The 16,409-nt window shown below is 67.4% G+C and carries 14 protein-coding genes and 2 tRNA genes; 11 read left to right on the forward strand and 5 right to left on the reverse strand.

Annotation, left to right across the window (positions count from 1 at the left end; all coding sequences use genetic code 11):
* Nucleotides 1-654, reverse strand: coding sequence for an ABC transporter ATP-binding protein (locus tag BW990_RS06425; protein WP_076446122.1), 654 nt, complete (start codon nt 652-654; stop codon nt 1-3).
* 42 nt (nt 655-696) lie between these two features.
* Nucleotides 697-1,548 carry a LytTR family DNA-binding domain-containing protein gene (locus tag BW990_RS06430; RefSeq protein ID WP_076446124.1) on the reverse strand — a complete coding sequence of 284 codons (852 nt, stop codon included), beginning with the start codon at nt 1,546-1,548 and terminating at the stop codon, nt 697-699.
* A 214-nt stretch (nt 1,549-1,762) separates the two neighbouring features.
* Here BW990_RS06430 and BW990_RS06435 point away from each other — a divergent pair, with 214 nt between their 5' ends.
* The 3 genes from BW990_RS06435 (at nt 1,763) to BW990_RS06445 (ending at nt 3,029) form a co-directional block, all read left to right on the forward strand.
* Nucleotides 1,763-2,701: a pirin family protein gene (locus BW990_RS06435; RefSeq protein ID WP_076446126.1), complete on the forward strand. Its 939-nt coding sequence runs from the start codon at nt 1,763-1,765 to the stop codon at nt 2,699-2,701.
* A 138-nt stretch (nt 2,702-2,839) separates the two neighbouring features.
* A tRNA-Asp gene (locus BW990_RS06440) sits at nt 2,840-2,916 on the forward strand.
* 36 nt (nt 2,917-2,952) lie between these two features.
* Nucleotides 2,953-3,029, forward strand: a tRNA-Asp gene (locus BW990_RS06445).
* 268 nt (nt 3,030-3,297) lie between these two features.
* On the opposite strand, the gene BW990_RS06450 is transcribed toward BW990_RS06445, so the two are convergent.
* On the reverse strand, nt 3,298-3,867 hold the full coding sequence (locus BW990_RS06450; RefSeq protein ID WP_076446128.1) for a YcbK family protein: 570 nt from the start codon (nt 3,865-3,867) through the stop codon (nt 3,298-3,300).
* A 333-nt stretch (nt 3,868-4,200) separates the two neighbouring features.
* Here BW990_RS06450 and BW990_RS06455 point away from each other — a divergent pair, with 333 nt between their 5' ends.
* From BW990_RS06455 to BW990_RS06470, 4 genes are read left to right on the forward strand one after another with little or no spacing between them, the layout of a single operon-like run.
* Nucleotides 4,201-5,814 (forward strand): L,D-transpeptidase family protein, encoded by a 1,614-nt coding sequence (locus tag BW990_RS06455; protein ID WP_234990174.1) that lies wholly within the window; start codon nt 4,201-4,203, stop codon nt 5,812-5,814.
* A gap of 30 nt (nt 5,815-5,844) precedes the next feature.
* Nucleotides 5,845-6,936 carry a UDP-3-O-(3-hydroxymyristoyl)glucosamine N-acyltransferase gene (lpxD, locus tag BW990_RS06460; RefSeq protein ID WP_076446130.1) on the forward strand — a complete coding sequence of 364 codons (1,092 nt, stop codon included), beginning with the start codon at nt 5,845-5,847 and terminating at the stop codon, nt 6,934-6,936.
* A gap of 38 nt (nt 6,937-6,974) precedes the next feature.
* Nucleotides 6,975-7,235, forward strand: coding sequence for an acyl carrier protein (locus tag BW990_RS06465; RefSeq protein WP_076446132.1), 261 nt, complete (start codon nt 6,975-6,977; stop codon nt 7,233-7,235).
* Nucleotides 7,232-8,440, forward strand: coding sequence for a beta-ketoacyl-[acyl-carrier-protein] synthase family protein (locus BW990_RS06470; RefSeq protein ID WP_076446134.1), 1,209 nt, complete (start codon nt 7,232-7,234; stop codon nt 8,438-8,440). Before BW990_RS06465 ends, BW990_RS06470 begins: the two co-directional genes overlap by 4 nt.
* Before the next feature lie 230 nt (nt 8,441-8,670).
* Here BW990_RS06470 and mnmA read toward each other — a convergent pair whose 3' ends face one another.
* Entirely contained in the window at nt 8,671-9,813 is a 1,143-nt protein-coding gene (gene mnmA / locus BW990_RS06475; RefSeq protein WP_076446136.1) for a tRNA 2-thiouridine(34) synthase MnmA, read from the reverse strand.
* 137 nt (nt 9,814-9,950) lie between these two features.
* On the opposite strand from mnmA, the gene sciP reads away from it, so the two are divergent.
* From sciP to recG, 4 genes are all read left to right on the forward strand, one after another.
* A complete protein-coding gene (gene sciP, locus BW990_RS06480; protein ID WP_076446138.1) occupies nt 9,951-10,229 on the forward strand; it encodes a CtrA inhibitor SciP in 279 nt (92 codons plus the stop codon).
* A 96-nt stretch (nt 10,230-10,325) separates the two neighbouring features.
* Nucleotides 10,326-11,042 carry a response regulator transcription factor CtrA gene (gene ctrA / locus BW990_RS06485; protein WP_076446140.1) on the forward strand — a complete coding sequence of 239 codons (717 nt, stop codon included), beginning with the start codon at nt 10,326-10,328 and terminating at the stop codon, nt 11,040-11,042.
* A 91-nt stretch (nt 11,043-11,133) separates the two neighbouring features.
* Entirely contained in the window at nt 11,134-13,269 is a 2,136-nt protein-coding gene (gene ligA, locus BW990_RS06490; protein WP_076446142.1) for an NAD-dependent DNA ligase LigA, read from the forward strand.
* Complete coding sequence (gene recG / locus BW990_RS06495) at nt 13,266-15,356, forward strand: ATP-dependent DNA helicase RecG (protein ID WP_076446144.1); 2,091 nt, start codon at nt 13,266-13,268, stop codon at nt 15,354-15,356. Before ligA ends, recG begins: the two co-directional genes overlap by 4 nt.
* A gap of 543 nt (nt 15,357-15,899) precedes the next feature.
* Here recG and BW990_RS06500 read toward each other — a convergent pair.
* The gene (locus BW990_RS06500) at nt 15,900-16,352 is read right to left on the reverse strand and encodes an iron-sulfur cluster assembly scaffold protein (protein ID WP_076446146.1); all 453 of its coding nucleotides are present in this window, start codon (nt 16,350-16,352) and stop codon (nt 15,900-15,902) included.
* Between the last annotated feature and the right edge of the window lie 57 nt (nt 16,353-16,409).

Genomic DNA, 16,409 nt, shown 5'->3' on the forward strand with positions numbered 1-16,409 from the left:
TCATGCGATGCGGCCCTGTTCGAGATGCAGCCGCCGGTCCATGCGGGCGGCGTGCCGGTCGGAATGGGTGACCATCAGGAAAGCCGCGCCGGTCTCGCGGGCAAGCTCGAGCAGCAGGTCCAGCACGCGGCCCGCGGTTTCCTCGTCGAGATTGCCGGTGGGCTCGTCGGCCAGCAGCAGGGACGGGCGGTTGGCGATGGCCCGGCCGATTGCGACGCGCTGCTGCTGGCCGCCCGAAAGCTCCTCGGGGTAGCGGTCGAGATAGGGGGTAAGGCCCAGCCGTTCGGACAATTCCGCCTGCCATTGGGGATCGGCCCGCCCCGAGAGCCGCGCTTGGAACGACAGGTTGGCGCGCACGTCGAGCGACGGGATGAGGTTCAGGCTCTGGAAGACGACGCCGATCCGGTCGCGGCGCATGGCCGCGCGGCCCGCCTCGTCGAGGCCCGAGATCCGGGTGCCATCGAGCGTCACCTCACCCCGGTCGGGCGTATCAAGACAGCCGATGCAATGCAGAAGCGTCGACTTGCCGGACCCCGATTCGCCCGTCAGCGCCACGCTTTCGCCGCCCGCCACCTCGAGCGAGACGCCGCGCAGGACGGCATGCGCACGGTCGGCGCCGGTGAAGCTTTTCTCGATATCGCGGACGGTCAGCATAAGCACTCCTCGGTCGTGAGACCGAGGTAGCGGGGGCAGGCGTCAAGGCAAAGGCGCCCGCGCGGCAAGCCAGTCCTCGATGGCGCGGATCCGGCCGCGCGCGACCGGCACATCGCGGCCATCGACCAGACGCAGCACGCATTTGCCGTCCTCGCGGCGCATTTCGGCCACCGCCCGCGCCGCCACCCACCAGGACCGGTGCGGCTGGATGCCGCTGTCGCGGGGGGCCTGCGCCACCGCGTCGCGCAGCCGCCCGCGCAGCGTGCGCTTGCCGTTTTCCTCGATGATCCGGAGGTGATGCTGCCGCGCCTCGATGGCAATGAGCCGGTCGATCTCGAAGGCGATGCCGTCGATGACGATCGCGCCCTCGCCGGGGGCGGGCTCGGCGGCAGGTTCCGCGTCGGCGTCGGTTGCTGCGTCGCGGCGGGTCTCCTGCGGCAGGACGAAGCGCAGGAACAGCGTCTCGAACACGCCGAGAAGAATTGCGTAGAGCACCGCCCGGCTGGCGGTCATGGCCCAGCTCACCTCGCCGGTCCAGAGCAGGAGCGGCGTCGTGACCGCCACCGCGGAGATCAGCGAGGAAAGCAGGATCGGCCAATGCGCCAGCAATCCCGCCTGCCGCAGCCAACGGCTGCCATGCAGGATCGCCCAATGGCAGAGCGCATAGACCCAAAGCAGCACCGCGTAGCCCACCGCCGTGGCCGGCCCGCCGAGGAGTCCCGCGATCCGCAACGGGTCGGCGATGATGACCACGATCAGCAGTAAGCCGAGGAAGATCTGCCCGCTGGGCGACAGCAGGCAGCGGCGAATCCGGGCGGATTCGCAGACATGCACCCGGCCGAGAAGGTCGCGGATGTGCCATTCGGGCTTCGGGTTGAACGCAGACTCGGTCACGGCGGCAACATTTCACGCAGGAAAGTGTCTTTTGAGTGCAGCAGAGGCGGTCGGGAAGGCGCAAAATTGAGACAACAATGACGCCAATGCGCGTCAGGTGGCGCAGTGGCCGGGTCGGTCTGCGCATCTTCGCACAGAAGCCGCTCGGCGGTGGCGGTTTTCGAACGGGCGATCTCTGCCAATATCGGGGTGGAACCCAAAGGAGTGTCACCCCATGAGCTGGAACCCCGCCCTCGATCCGCATTGCCCCACCGGCGACGATGTGGATGCCATCGACACCGTCATCATCCCGCGCGCCCGCGATCTCGGCGGCTTCAAGGTGCGCCGCGCGCTGCCCGCGCCCAAGCGGCAGATGGTCGGGCCGTTCATCTTCTTCGACCAGATGGGCCCGGCGGAATTCCTGCCCACCAAGGGCCTCGACGTCCGCCCGCACCCGCATATCGGGCTCGCGACCATCTCCTATCTCTTCCGGGGGCGGATGCACCATCGCGACAGCCTCGGGACCGATGCCTGGATCGAGCCCGGCGCGGTGAACTGGATGGTGGCGGGCCACGGCATCACCCATTCCGAGCGCACCGACGACGCGACCCAGACCGACCCGATGCCCTTTTTCGGCATCCAGACCTGGGTGGCGCTGCCCAAGGATCACGAGGACCGCGCGCCGGACTTCGAACATGCGCCGGCCTCGGCGCTGCCCTTCATGGAAGGCGAGGGCAAGGAGGTGCGGCTCATCCTCGGCTCCGCCTGGGGCGAGACCGCGCCGGTCAAGACCGCCTCCGAGATGTTCTATGCCGATGCGGTGCTTGAGCCGGGCGCGCAGATCCCGCTGCCCGAGGATCACGAGGATCGCGGCGTCTACGTGGTCTCGGGCGCGGTCGAGATCGCGGGTGAGACCTATGAGGCCGGGCAGATGATGGTCTTCCGCCCCGGCGACCGGGTGTCGCTGAAGGCGGGCGGGCAGGGCGCGCGGGTGATGCTGCTGGGCGGCGAGACGCTGGAGGGGCCGCGCTATATCTGGTGGAACTTCGTGGCCTCCTCGAAGGAGCGGATCGAGGAGGCGAAAGAGGCCTGGCGGCGCGAGGATTGGGCCGATGGCCGCTTCCATCTGCCCCCGGGCGACGACGCGGAATTCATCCCGCTGCCCGACCGCTGAGCGGAGCGCCGCGCGGGGCGCGGAAAAAACGCCGCCGGGCGTGCCGATGATCTGCGTTTCGCCGCCAATTCCGCTTGACGGGGCAGGAGACCGGCCATAGAACGCCCGACACGTCCGGGGCACCCGGGCGGGCAGCGAGCGGTTGTAGCTCAGTTGGTTAGAGTACCGGCCTGTCACGCCGGGGGTCGCGGGTTCGAGCCCCGTCAACCGCGCCACCGCTGTCCCGTCCCGATCCACCCCGCACGCGATGCGCGGTTGTAGCTCAGTTGGTTAGAGTACCGGCCTGTCACGCCGGGGGTCGCGGGTTCGAGCCCCGTCAACCGCGCCACTTTCCCTCGATGTTCCGAAAATCCCGCGCATATTCTGCGCGCCGCCCCGACCGCCGCCGGGCGTCCCACCTCTGCGGGAAGCGCCGCGCCCCTGTCACGGCCGGACCGAAAATACCTCCGGAGGTTTGGAGGCAGCGCCTCCAACGCGGCCGCAGGACGCGCCCGCCGCCGAGCCGGTCTGAAGGCGCCGCGCCGGCCCGGACATGCGGCACGAAAAAAGGCGCCGAACCCGGCGCCTCGTTTCACAATCCCCTGCGGTTCCGGCGCTTATCCGCCCCAGCTGCGCACCGGGCCGCAATCCATATGCACGAAGTTCGAACCCGAATAGCGCCCGACCCCGCCCGCGCGGCAGGCCGCGGCGGCGCGGGCGATCTGGCTGACCGAGCGGGAATTGAGTCGCAGATCCGCGGCCTCCCCGCGCAGGTGACGCGAATTCTTCGCCACGCCCGAAGAGCGGCGGCGCAGCATCGCGTTCGTCTCGGGGCTGCGGTAGCCCGAGATCAGCATGTAGGGATCGGACGCGTCGAGCAGGTTGTGCGACGCCGCCATGATGTCGATCGTGCGCAGGTCGATCGACTTCACCTTGTTGTTGCGCCAGTCGCGCATGAAGTAATTGATCTCGTTCACGGCGTCGGCGATGTAATCGCCATCCACCCAGTAGATCATGTCGATGCGTTCTCCGGTGCGCCCGGAATACATCTTGATGCGGCGGATGTCGCCGCCCCCGCGAAGGAACCCCGCGGCGTTCGCGAAAGTCGGTGCGGCTGTGATCGTCGTCGCGGCGAAGGCCTGTAAAAGCCCACGGCGCGTAATGCCGCCAAAGCGTGCTTGAGTCATCGGAAGCCTGTCCCGTTGTTCTGTCCTGTATCGCGCGCCTCGTTGGGCACGCCTGCCATCTATCCCCAGATGTCTTAAATTTTATTGCATAAACCGAATCTAACCGAAACCCGGCCCGGGGATGTTCACGAAGCGTACAATACTTTTCGGCGAAAAGTTGCCCAAAGTATCGCGCCGTGTCCGGATTGTCGCAGTCATGTCACAGACCCGGTGCAGCGAGGCGGCGCAGCGCAAAAGAGGCGGCCCGTGCATGCATTTGTGAATGGACAGCAGGAACTTTCCGGCTTCTGATGGGGTAACCCCTTTGTGTCAAAGTCTTTTGAGGTGCCTCGCATGTCCGTCCGTCTTCCCCGCGCGCTGAAACCCCTTGCCATGGCGGGCGCGCTGGCCCTGGGTGTCGCGGTCGCGCCGGCACCCGCAACGGCGCAGGTCACCGCGTTCAAGCAGGCCGTGGCCGAAACGGTGGCCGATCACGACGGGCTCAGCGATTTCTACCGGACGCGCCTCTTCGAGCCGGTCTGGACCGGCCCCGGCGAGCTCGACCGCCAGCGCCGGGCCTTCCTTCTCGACGCGATGCGCCGCGCCCCGTCCCACGGGATTCCCGCCGCGCGCCACGATGCCGACGCGCTTTACCGGAAATTGCGCGACGCCCGCACCCCCCGGGATCGCGGCCTGGCCGAGATCGCGCTGTCGAAGGCTTACCTGCGGCTGGCCCATGACCTGCAGACCGGCATCCTCGATCCGCGCGAGGCCGCCAGCGGCATCAAGCGCGACCCGCAGCAGCGCAGTCCCGAGGAACTGCTCGCGCGGCTGATGAACGAGGACCCGCGCGCGCTTTTCCGCTCGCTCGCGCCGCAAAGCCCCGAATACATCCGCCTGATGGCGACCCGCGTAGCGCTCGAGACGCGGCGCGCGAGGGGCGGCTGGGGCAAGCCCGTCAACGCCTCCAGCCTCGAGCCCGGCCAGTCCGGTGCGGCGGTGGTCGACCTGCGCAACCGGCTCATCGCGATGGGCTATCTCGGCCATACCTCGACCGCGCTCTACGACAAGGCGATCGAGGCGGCGGTGCGCGACTTCCAGCGCGATCACGGCATGGAGGAGGACGGCGTCGCGGGCGCGGCCACCCTGAAGGCGATCAATGTCGGCATCGACGAACGGCTGAAATCGGTGATCGTCGCGATGGAGCGCGAGCGCTGGATGAACATGCCCGGGGGCCTCGGCGACCGGCACATCAAGGTCAACCTGACCGAGTTCGTGGCCCGCATCTACGACGACGACAAGGTCACCTTCGAGACCCGGTCGGTCATCGGCAAGAACCTCTCGACGCATCAGACGCCCGAGTTTTCCGACGTGATGGAGCATATGGAGATCAATCCGAGCTGGTACGTGCCGCGCTCCATCATCGTGAACGAATACCTGCCCGCGTTGCGGCGCAACCCAGGGGCCGCGGGCCATCTGCGCATTGTCGACAGCCGCGGCCGGACGGTGAACCGGGGGCGGGGCTTCTCGCAATATTCGGCCTCGAGTTTCCCCTACTCGATGCAGCAGCCGCCGGGGCCGAAAAACGCGCTCGGGACCGTGAAGTTCATGTTCCCCAACCGCTACAACATCTACCTGCACGACACGCCCGCCAAGAGCCTGTTCAGCCGCGATGTGCGCGCCTTCTCGCATGGCTGCATCCGGCTGAACGATCCGCATGACTTCGCCTATGCGCTCCTGGCCCCGCAGGAGGCCGATCCGGAGAGCTTCTTCCAGGCCAAGCTGCGCACCGGCGTGACCCAGCGGGTGGTGCTGGACAAGCAGGTGCCGGTGCACCTGATCTACCGCACCGCCTTCACCACCGCCAAGGGCCGCACCCAGTTCCGCGACGACATCTACGGGCGCGATGCGCAGATCTGGCGGGCGCTGGAAGCGGCAGGGGTTTCGCTGGGCGACCTTCAAAGCTAACACTCCGGGCATATCTGCCCGGAGACCGCCATGCGCCACACCATCGCCGAGATCGCCCGTGCCACGGGACTGGACGCCGTGGGCGACGGCAGCATCGCGGTCGTCGGCGTGGCCGAGCCCGCCGATTGCCCGCCCGACCGGCTGGCCATCGCGCTGAAGCCCGCCTTCGCCGAACAGCTGGGCCAGGGCGGCGCGCGGGTGGCGCTTTTGTGGGAGGGCGCGGATTGGCAGGGCTTCGGCCTCGAGGCCGCGATCCTCGCGAAGCGGCCGCGCTACGCGCTGTCGGGCGTCTCGGCGGCCTTCGATCCGGGGCAGGGCTACGGGCCGGGCGTGCATGAAAGCGCGGTGATCGATCCCAGCGCGAAGCTGGCGCCGGATGTCGCCGTGGGGCCCTTTACCATGATCGGCGCGGAGGTGGAGATCGGCGCGGGCAGCGTGATCGGCCCGCAGGTCTTCATCGGGCGCGGCGCGCGGATCGGGGCGGGCGCGCTCATCCATGCGGGCGCGCGGATCGGGGCGGGCGTCACCGCCGGGGACCGGCTCATCGCGCAGTTCAACGCGGTGATCGGCTCGGACGGCTTTTCCTTCGTCACCCCCGAAGTCTCGGGCGTCGAGCGCGCCCGCGAAAGCCTCGGCGATCAGGGCGGGACAGAGGCGCAAAGCTGGGCGCGCATCCATTCGCTGGGCGCGGTCACGCTGGGCCACGATGTCGAGGTTGGCGCCAATTCGTCCATCGACCGGGGCACCGTGCGCGACACCGCGATCGGAACCGGGACCAAGATCGACAACAACGTGCAGGTCGGCCACAACGTGGTGATCGGGCAGCATTGCCTGCTCTGCGGCCTCGTCGGCATCGGCGGGTCCACGGTGATCGGCGATCACAGCGTGCTGGGCGGCGCGTCGGGGGTCGCGGACAACCTGCGGATCGGCGCGCGCGTCATCCTGGGCGGCGGCACGATCGCGCTCTCGAACGTGCCCGAGGGGCGGGTGATGATGGGCTACCCGGCAATGAAGATGGATCAGAACATCGAGGTCTATAAGGGACTGCGCCGCCTGCCGCGGCTCTTCCGCGACGTCGCTGCGCTGCGGAAAGCGGTTTCAAAGTCTTCGGGGAATGACTAAATCGCAGGCGAATGCGTGACAGAGCGGACAGACGCCCCATGGATGTGAAGACGAAGGTTGTGGAAATCCTGGCCGAGCAGGCGGTGCTCGAGCCGTCCGACGTGGAGATGGACATGACACTCGAGGATCTGGGCATCGATTCGATGGCGCTTGTGGAATCGATCTTCACCATCGAGGAAGCCTTCGACATCTCCGTGCCCTTCAACGCCAACGCTCCGGGCGAGAGCGGTTTCGACATCTCCTCGGTCTCGCGCATCGTGGCGGAGGTGGAGCGGCTCGTCGCCGAACAGCACGCGTGAAGCGCGTCGTCATCACCGGCGCGGGCACGATCAACGCGCTGGGGCACGACGTGGCCACGACCTGTGCCGCGATGCGCGAGGGCCGGTCGGGGATCGGCCCGCTCGATATCCGCGACGCGGACCGGCTGTCGATCCGGATCGGCGGGCAGGTCACCGGCTACGAGGCCGAGGCGCGCTTCAACCGCCAGCAGATCGCGCTTTACGACCGCTACACGCAGTTCACCCTGCTCGCCGCCGCCGAGGCCATCGGCCAGTCGGGCCTCAGCTTCGAGGGCGAGCTTGCCGCGCGTTCGGGCGTGGTGCTGGGGACCTCCGGCGGCGGGCTGACCACGCAGGACGAGAATTACCGGGCGGTCTACGAGGAGGGCAAGAACCGGGTGCATCCGTTCATCGTGCCCAAGCTCATGAACAACGCTGCCTGTTCGCATGTCTCGATGCAATACAACATCAAAGGGCCGTCCTTCACCGTGGCCTCGGCCTGCGCCTCGTCCAACCACGCCATGGGCCAGGCCTTCTGGTTCGTCCGGTCGGGCATGGCGCCGGTCATGGTCACCGGCGGCTCCGAATCGATGCTCTGCTTCGGTGGGATCAAGGCCTGGGAAGGGCTGCGGGTGATGTCGAAGGACGGCTGCCGGCCGTTCTCGGCCAACCGCAACGGCATGGTGCAGGGCGAGGGGGCGGGCATTTTCGTCTTCGAGGAATACGAACATGCCCGCGCGCGCGGCGCCGAGATCCTGGCCGAGGTGGTGGGGGCGGCGATGTCCTCGGACGCCGCCGACATCGTCATGCCGTCGAAACAGGGCGCGGCGCGGGCCATGCGCGGGGCGCTCGCCGATGCCGGGCTCGCGCCCGAGACCATCGGCTACATCAACGCCCACGGCACCGGCACCGCCGCCAACGACAAGACCGAATGCTCCGCCGTGGCGGATGTGTTCGGCGCGCATGCGGACCGGCTGATGATCTCGTCGACGAAATCCATGCACGGCCACGCCATCGGCGGCACCGGGGCCATCGAGGCGCTGGCTTGCCTCATGGCGTTGCGCGAGGGCGTGATCGCGCCCACCATCAATTACGACGAGCCGGATCCGGAATGCGCGCTCGACGTGGTGCCGAACGAGGCGCGCGAGGCGCGGGTCGAGGCGGTGCTCTCCAACGCTTTCGCCTTCGGGGGGCTCAACGCGGTGCTGGCCTTCGCACGGGTCTGAGCCGGATTTGCCGATCCCGCGGTGCGGGCATGCCGCCAGCGCATGGCGTCTCGCCCGGGGCCTATGGCCCCGGTCTCGGGTGAAGGGGGCGCTGCCCCCTCTTGGCCTTCGGCCAATTCACTCCCGGCGGTATTTGTCCAAGAGGCAAGCGCAAGGGGGCTTGGCGCGCCTGTCGGCCGTCCCGCCCGGCGCGGGGGCCGAGGCGCGCCCGGGCCCGGGGTGGCGCGAGGTCAATGCCCGCGCCAGATCCATCCGCCGCCCAGGATGCGGCTGCCGCCGGTTTCGTAGAACACGCAGGCCTGGCCCGGCGAGACACCTTCCTCGGGGCTGAGAAGTTCGACCTCCGCCTCGGTCGCCGAGAGCGGGCGGATCACCGCCTCGCGCGGGGGACGGGTGGAGCGGACCTTGACCGAGACATGCCATTCGGCCCGGCTCTCGAAGGCCGCATCGCCCAGCCAGTTGATCTCGCGCACCGGGATGGTGCGGGTGGCGAGCAGGCTTTTCGGGCCGACGATCACGCGTTTCGCGTCGACGTCGAGCCGGACGACGTAGAGCGGCTCGTCGAGGCCGCCGATGCCGAGGCCGCGGCGCTGGCCGATCGTGTAATGGATCACGCCCTTGTGGCTGCCGAGAACGCGGCCATCGGCATGCACGATCTCGCCCGGCTCCGCAGCACCCGGGCGCAGTTTCTCGATCACCGCCGCGTAATTGCCGTCGGGCACGAAGCAGATGTCCTGGCTGTCGGGCTTGTCGGCCACCGTGAGCCCGTATTTCGCCGCGAGCGCCCGGGTCGCGTCCTTCGAGGGCAGGTGGCCCAGCGGGAAGCGCAGGTAGTCGAGCTGCTCGGGCGTCGTGGAGAACAGGAAGTAGGACTGGTCGCGATTGGCATTGGCGGCTGAATGCAGCTCCGGCCCCGCCGCACCCATCTTGCGCTGGATGTAATGGCCGGTCGCCATGCAATCGGCGTCGAGATCGCGGGCGGTCGCCAGGAGGTCCTTGAACTTCACCCGCTCGTTGCAGCGGATGCAGGGCACCGGCGTCGCGCCACCGAGATAGCTTTCGGCAAACTCGTCGATCACCGCGTCGCGGAAGATGTTCTCGTAATCGAGCACGTAATGGGGAAAGCCCATCTCCTCGGCCACGCGGCGGGCGTCGTGGATGTCGATGCCGGCGCAGCAGGCGCCCTTCTTGGCCAGGGCCGCGCCATGGTCGTAAAGCTGCAGCGTCACGCCCACCACGTCGTAGCCTTCCTCGGCCAGCTGGGCGGCCACGACCGAGCTGTCCACGCCGCCCGACATGGCGACCACCACGCGCGTCTCGGACGGGGGTTTCGCGAAGCCGAGGGAATTCGGGGTCGATGCGTCGAAGGCCATGTTCTTCCTGCCAGCTGGAGCGTTGGGTAAGACCGGCGGAATATATGAAAATCCAACCTATTCTCAAGGGCGCGGTTCATGCAGCGTTAAGCGCGGCTGCGCGAGGGTCTGATCCGGACGAACAAGGGATCAGACGGATGTACCTCAAAAGGATCGATGGGCCGCGGGCGGTGCGGTTGCCGGATGGCAGCACGATGACACGGGCGGACCTGCCGCCGGGCGATACGCAGCGCTGGGTGGCCTCGCGCAAGCTGGCGGTGGTGAAGGCGGTGCTGTTCGGGCTGATCACCGAGGCCCAGGCGCAGGAGCTTTATGCGCTGTCCGAGGAAGAGTTGCAGGAATGGATCGGTGCTGCGCGGATGCACGGCCCGGATGCCCTGAAAACAACAGCTTTGCAGAAATATCGACAACTTTAGGTTGTATTTGATGCTTTTGCGGGTATGTTTAGGAGTGGTTAACTCTTTTCGTCGCAGATTGAGCATAGCCGGGACAGCTCAATCGGAGACACCAAAATGCGTGTTCTACTCGTCGAAGACGATCTGACGACGTCCAAGAGCATCGAAATGATGCTTACCCATGCGAACCTGAACGTCTATGCGACGGATATGGGGGAAGAGGGCGTCGATCTTGCGAAGCTTTACGATTACGACCTCATTCTGCTCGATATCAACCTGCCCGATATCACCGGTCATGACGTGCTGCGGCAATTGCGCACGGCGCGGATCAACACGCCGATCCTGATCCTGTCGGGCGACGATGATACCGAAAGCAAGCTGAAAAGCTTCGGATTCGGCGCCGACGATTACCTCACCAAACCGTTCCACCGCGACGAGCTGGTGGCGCGGATTCACGCGATCATCCGCCGCTCCAAGGGGCATTCGCAATCGGTGATCCGCACCGGCAAGATCTCGGTCAATCTCGACGCGAAGACCGTCGAAGTGGGCGACACCCAGGTGCACCTGACCGGCAAGGAATACCAGATGATCGAGCTTCTGAGCCTGCGCAAGGGCACGACCCTGACCAAGGAGATGTTCCTCAACCATCTCTATGGCGGCATGGACGAGCCGGAATTGAAGATCATCGACGTGTTCATCTGCAAGTTGCGCAAGAAACTCTCAGTGGCGACCGGCGAGGACAGCTATATCGAGACCGTATGGGGCCGCGGCTACGTGCTGCGCGATCCCGAACCCAATGGCGAGACCGCCGATCCCATCGCCATCGGCGCCTGATCCGAGGCTGGACGCCGCACTGCCCGGGCTGGACCCCCGACGCCCTGCGACCTATCACTTGGCCCATCTGTGACGAAACGAGACGGGCAGCATGGCCGGGCAAGCGGACGGGCAAGAGATCGCGGTCGAGGCATTGACCAAGGAGGCGGCGGCGCAGGAACTCGCGCTGCTGTCGCAACGGCTCGCCACGGCCAATGACGAATATTACCTGCAGGACGCGCCCACGCTCAGCGACGCGGAATACGACCGGCTGAAACGACGCAACGCCGCGATCGAGGCGCGCTTTCCCGATCTCAAGCGCAGCGATTCGCCCTCCGAACAGATCGGCGCCGCGCCCTCCGATGGCTTCGAGAAGGTGCGTCACCGCGTGCGCATGCTCTCGCTCTCGAACGCCTTCGAGGATGCGGAGATCGCCGAGTTCGACGCGCGTATCCGCCGCTATCTCGGGCTCGGCCCCGAGGACAGCCTGGCCTATACCGCCGAGCCCAAGATCGACGGGTTGTCGCTCAGTCTGCGCTACGAGGGCGGGCGCTTGACCGAGGCCGCGACCCGCGGCGACGGTGCCGAGGGTGAAAACGTCACCGCCAATGCCCGGACCATCGACGATATTCCCGACCGGCTCGAGGGCGTGCCGGACATCCTTGAGGTGCGCGGCGAGGTCTATATGAGCCATGCCGATTTCGCCGATCTCAATGCGCGCCAATCCGAGAAAGGCGCCAAGACCTTCGCCAATCCGCGCAACGCCGCGGCCGGATCGCTGCGCCAGCTGGACCCGGAGATCACCCGCTCGCGGCCCCTGCGCTTTTTCGCCTATGCCTGGGGAGAGCTGTCCGCACCGCTCGCGGAGACGCAGAAAGCGGCCATCGACCGGCTGCAAGCACTGGGTTTCCAGACCAATCCGCTGACCCGGCTGTGCGACGGCCCGGACGAGATGATCGCGCAATACCGCAGGATCGAGGAGGCCCGGGCGACGCTCGGCTACGATATCGACGGCGTCGTCTACAAGGTCGACGACCTCGCGCTGCAGGGGCGGCTCGGGTTCCGGTCGACCACGCCGCGCTGGGCGATCGCGCACAAGTTTCCCGCCGAACTGGCCTGGACCTGGCTCGACGCAATCGACATCCAGGTCGGCCGCACCGGTGCGCTGTCGCCGGTGGCACGGCTTCGGCCGGTGACCGTGGGCGGGGTCGTCGTGTCGAACGCCACGCTGCACAACGAGGATTACATCGCCGGTCGCGACGCGAACGGGGCACCGATTCGCGACGGCAAGGACATCCGCGAGGGCGATTGGGTGCAGGTCTACCGCGCCGGTGACGTGATCCCGAAGATCGCCGATGTCGACCTGGAAAAGCGGCCAGACGACGCCCAACCCTATGAATTCCCGAAAGTTTGTCCGCGCTGCGGATCGGATGCCATCCGCGAGGAGGGCGATGCGGTCCGGCGCTGTTCGGGCGGGCTGATCTGCCCGGCCCAGGCGGTCGAGCGGCTCAAGCATTTCGTCGGCCGCGCGGCCTTCGACATCGAGGGCCTCGGCGCCAAGCAGGTCGAGCAATTCTACGAGGACGGCTGGGTGCGCGAACCCGCCGACATCTTCGCACTGCGCGAGAATTACGGCACCGGCCTGCAGCAACTGAAGAACCGCGAGGGCTGGGGCGAGAAATCGGCCGAGAACCTCTTCGCCGCCATCGAGGCGCGCCGCCGCATCCCGCTGGGCCGGCTGATCTTTGGGCTCGGCATTCGCCACGTGGGCGAGGTCGCCTCGAACCTGCTCGCCCGGCATTACGGCACCTGGGAGTCCTTCGATGCGGCAATGCGTGAGGCGGCGCAGTGCGATGGGCCGGCCTGGGAGACGCTGATCGGCATCGACGGGGTGGGCCGGACGCTGGCCACCTCGCTGGTCACCACGATGAACCAGGAGGCGGAGCGCGCCTCCATCGACCGGCTGCTTGCGCATCTCGAGGTGCAGGAGGCCGCCCGGCCCGCGACCACCGACAGCCCGGTCGCGGGCAAGACGGTGGTGTTTACCGGCAGCCTCGAGAAGATGACCCGCGCCGAGGCCAAGGCCCGCGCCGAAGCGCTCGGCGCGAAGGTCTCGGGCTCGGTCTCGTCGAAGACCGATCTCGTGGTGGCGGGGCCCGGGGCGGGCTCAAAGGAGAAAAAGGCCCGCGATCTGGGCATCGAGATCCTCGACGAGGATGGCTGGCTCGACCTGATCGGCGCCGCATGAGCACGCGGCCCGAGGCGCTGTTTCCGCTGTTCGGCGACCTGACCGCGCTGGAGGGCGTGGGGCCGAAAACCGCGCAGGCGCTGGAGGGGCTCGATGTCGAGGCGCCGCGTGACCTGTTGTTCTTGCTGCCTTATTCTGGCATCGATCGCAGCCTGCGCGACACCATCCAGGGCGCGGACCTGCCCGCCACCCTGACCGTCGAGGTGACCGTGGGCCTGCATCGCGCGCCGCGCTCGCGCACCGGCGCTTACCGCATCGAGGTGCGGGACGGCGCGATGAGCTTCGAGCTGGTCTTCTTCCGCGGGCGCGCGGATTACCTGCAGAAAATCCTGCCCACGGGGCAGCGCCGGATCGTCTCGGGCCGGGTCGAGCTGTTCGACGGTCGGGCGCAGATGGTCCATCCCGACCACGTCCTGACCCGCGCCGAGGCCGAGCATCTGCCGGGCTTCGAGCCGGTCTATCCGCGGACCCATGGCGTCACGCAGAAGACCATGGTCAAGGCCGTGCACGCGGCCCTCGCGCGGGCGCCGGATCTGGCCGAATGGATCGATCCCGCGCAGAAGGCCAAGGCGGGCTGGCCGGATTGGCGCGCGGCCCTGCAGGCGGCGCATGCGCCCGGGGCCGCCGCCGACCTCGCCCCGGAGGCCCCGGCGCGGCAGCGGCTCGCCTATGATGAATTCATGGCGCATCAACTGACGCTGGCGCTGGCGCGCGCCGACCGCCGGAAACGGCCGGGACAATCGACGCGCGGCGATGATCGGCTGGCGAAAAAGGTGCGCGCCGCCTTGCCCTATACCCCGACCGGGGCGCAGGAGCGCGCCATCGCCGAAATCGCCGCCGACATGGCCGCGCCGGAGCGGATGAGCCGGCTTTTGCAGGGGGACGTGGGCTCCGGCAAGACCCTCGTGGCCTTCATGGCGCTTCTGATCGCGGTCGAGGCGGGCGGGCAGGGCGTGATGATGGCGCCGACCGAAATCCTCGTCCGGCAGCATCTGGACGGCTTGCGGCCGTTTGCCGAAAGCGCGGGCGTGACGGTGGAAATCCTGACCGGGCGCGACAAGGGCCGCGAGCGCGCGGAGAAACTCGCGGCGCTGGCCGAGGGGCGCATCGACATCCTCGTGGGCACCCATGCGGTCTTTCAGAAGGACGTGGCGTTCCGCGATTTGCGGCTGGCCATCGTCGATGAACAGCACCGCTTCGGCGTCAATCAGCGGCTGGAGCTCGGCGAAAAGGGGCCTGTCGCGGACGTTCTGGTGATGACCGCGACGCCGATCCCGCGCTCGCTCTCGCTGGCGCAATACGGCGATATGGACATCTCGGTTCTCGACGAGAAACCGCCCGGGCGCAAACCCGTGCGCACCGCGCTCGTCTCGACCGGGCGGATGGACGAGGTCGTGTCGCATCTTGCCAATGCAGTGGCGGAGGGGCGGCAGGTCTACTGGGTCTGTCCGCTCGTGGATGAAAGCGAAGCGGTGGACCTGACCGCGGCGGAGGACCGGTTCAAGCATTTGCGCGCAGCCCTGGGCGAGGGCGTTGTGGGCCTCGTGCACGGCCAGATGCCGGCGGCGGAGAAAGACGCTGCCATGGCGCGCTTCGTTGCGGGCGACACGCAGGTTCTCGTGGCCACCACGGTGATCGAAGTGGGGGTGAACGTGCCCAATGCGTCGATCATGGTGATCGAGCGGGCGGAATGGTTCGGCCTCGCGCAATTGCACCAGTTGCGCGGACGGGTCGGACGGGGGGCGGCCGAATCGACCTGCCTTCTGATGTACCGTCCGCCCTTGAACGAGGCGGCGGAGCGTCGCTTGACCACCCTGCGCGAGACCGAGGACGGCTTCCGCATCGCGGAGGTCGATCTCGAGATGCGCGGCGCGGGCGATCTGATCGGCACCGCGCAATCCGGGCTTCCCCGGTTCCGCATCGCCGACCTGGAGGCGCAGGCGGGATTGATGCGCATCGCCCAGAGCGATGCGCGGCTCTTGCTGGCAGAGGACCCGACGCTGACCTCCGCACGCGGACAGGCGGCGCGAACGCTGCTTTGGCTGATGCGGCAGGATCGCGCGATCCGCCTGATTTCCGTGGGTTGAACCGGCGCCTGTTCCTCAGTGTTCACGAATGTTCTTAAAAAGTTCTTTACAGAATCGACCATACGTGAGAACAAAAGAGCAACCAGAACGAAAGGATGCTCCGATGATCCACCAGATCAAGACCACGATCCGCCGCTCCCAGGACACGCTGTGGATGGATACGCTTGGCGTGTTGTCGCTGGTCGTCATGCTGGTGGCGGGGCTGCATTTCGGCGCGTGAGTCTTCTGTTTCTGCCTGCGTAGCTTGTACCGGACCCCTGTTCGACCGCATCCACTGTCCCCGATGCATCGCCACCGACACTGCCTGTCCCCCATGTGCGCGATCCCGAACGTCCCCATTGTCCGCAAGACACGCCACTGGCCGCTGCGTCCCCCAAGACGCAGCGGTTTTTTCTTGCCATGACGGCGGGGCCGCATGCTGACGTGCCAGCGACGCGCCTGAGCTTTCCTGCCGGCCAGTCCCTGACCGCATTGCGCTGCGCGCAAACGGCATTCCGGGCAGGCGGACCTGCCCTTCCTGACGCCGTAACTCGAAAGATCCGGTTAAGCCGTTTCGCGCGCGCGGACGATTTCCATCGCCTCCGCCGCCGCATCGAGTGCCAGCATGATCGAGGCATGCCGGTTCTTGTAGGCGGCCGCCGGGCGCAGCACTTCGAGCCCGTCGAACGGCGCGTCGGGCGCGGGGCCGCCGTCTTTCAGCATCGCCTTGAGCGCATCGCGCGCCGCGGTGATCTGGTCCGCGTCGCAGCCGACGATCGCGCCGCCCACGACCGAGGCCGCGGCCTGGCCCAGGGCGCAGGCCTTCACGTCCTGGCCATAGGCCGTCACGCGCCCGTCCGCGACGTTCAGATCGACCGTCACGGTTGACCCGCAGAGCGGCGAGCGTTTCTTGACCGTCGCATCCGGCGCCTCCAGCCGCGTGGTGCAGGGGATATCCGCCGCCAGCGCGAGGATGCGATCGGAATAGAGCTTGATGAGATCCTGTTCGGCCGACATGGCTTTCCCTTTTCGTGCTTCCTCCATAAATAGGCGTTCGACCCATTTGTGCAAAAA

Source organism: Roseivivax lentus (assembly GCF_900156805.1).
Lineage (GTDB): Bacteria > Pseudomonadota > Alphaproteobacteria > Rhodobacterales > Rhodobacteraceae > Roseivivax > Roseivivax lentus.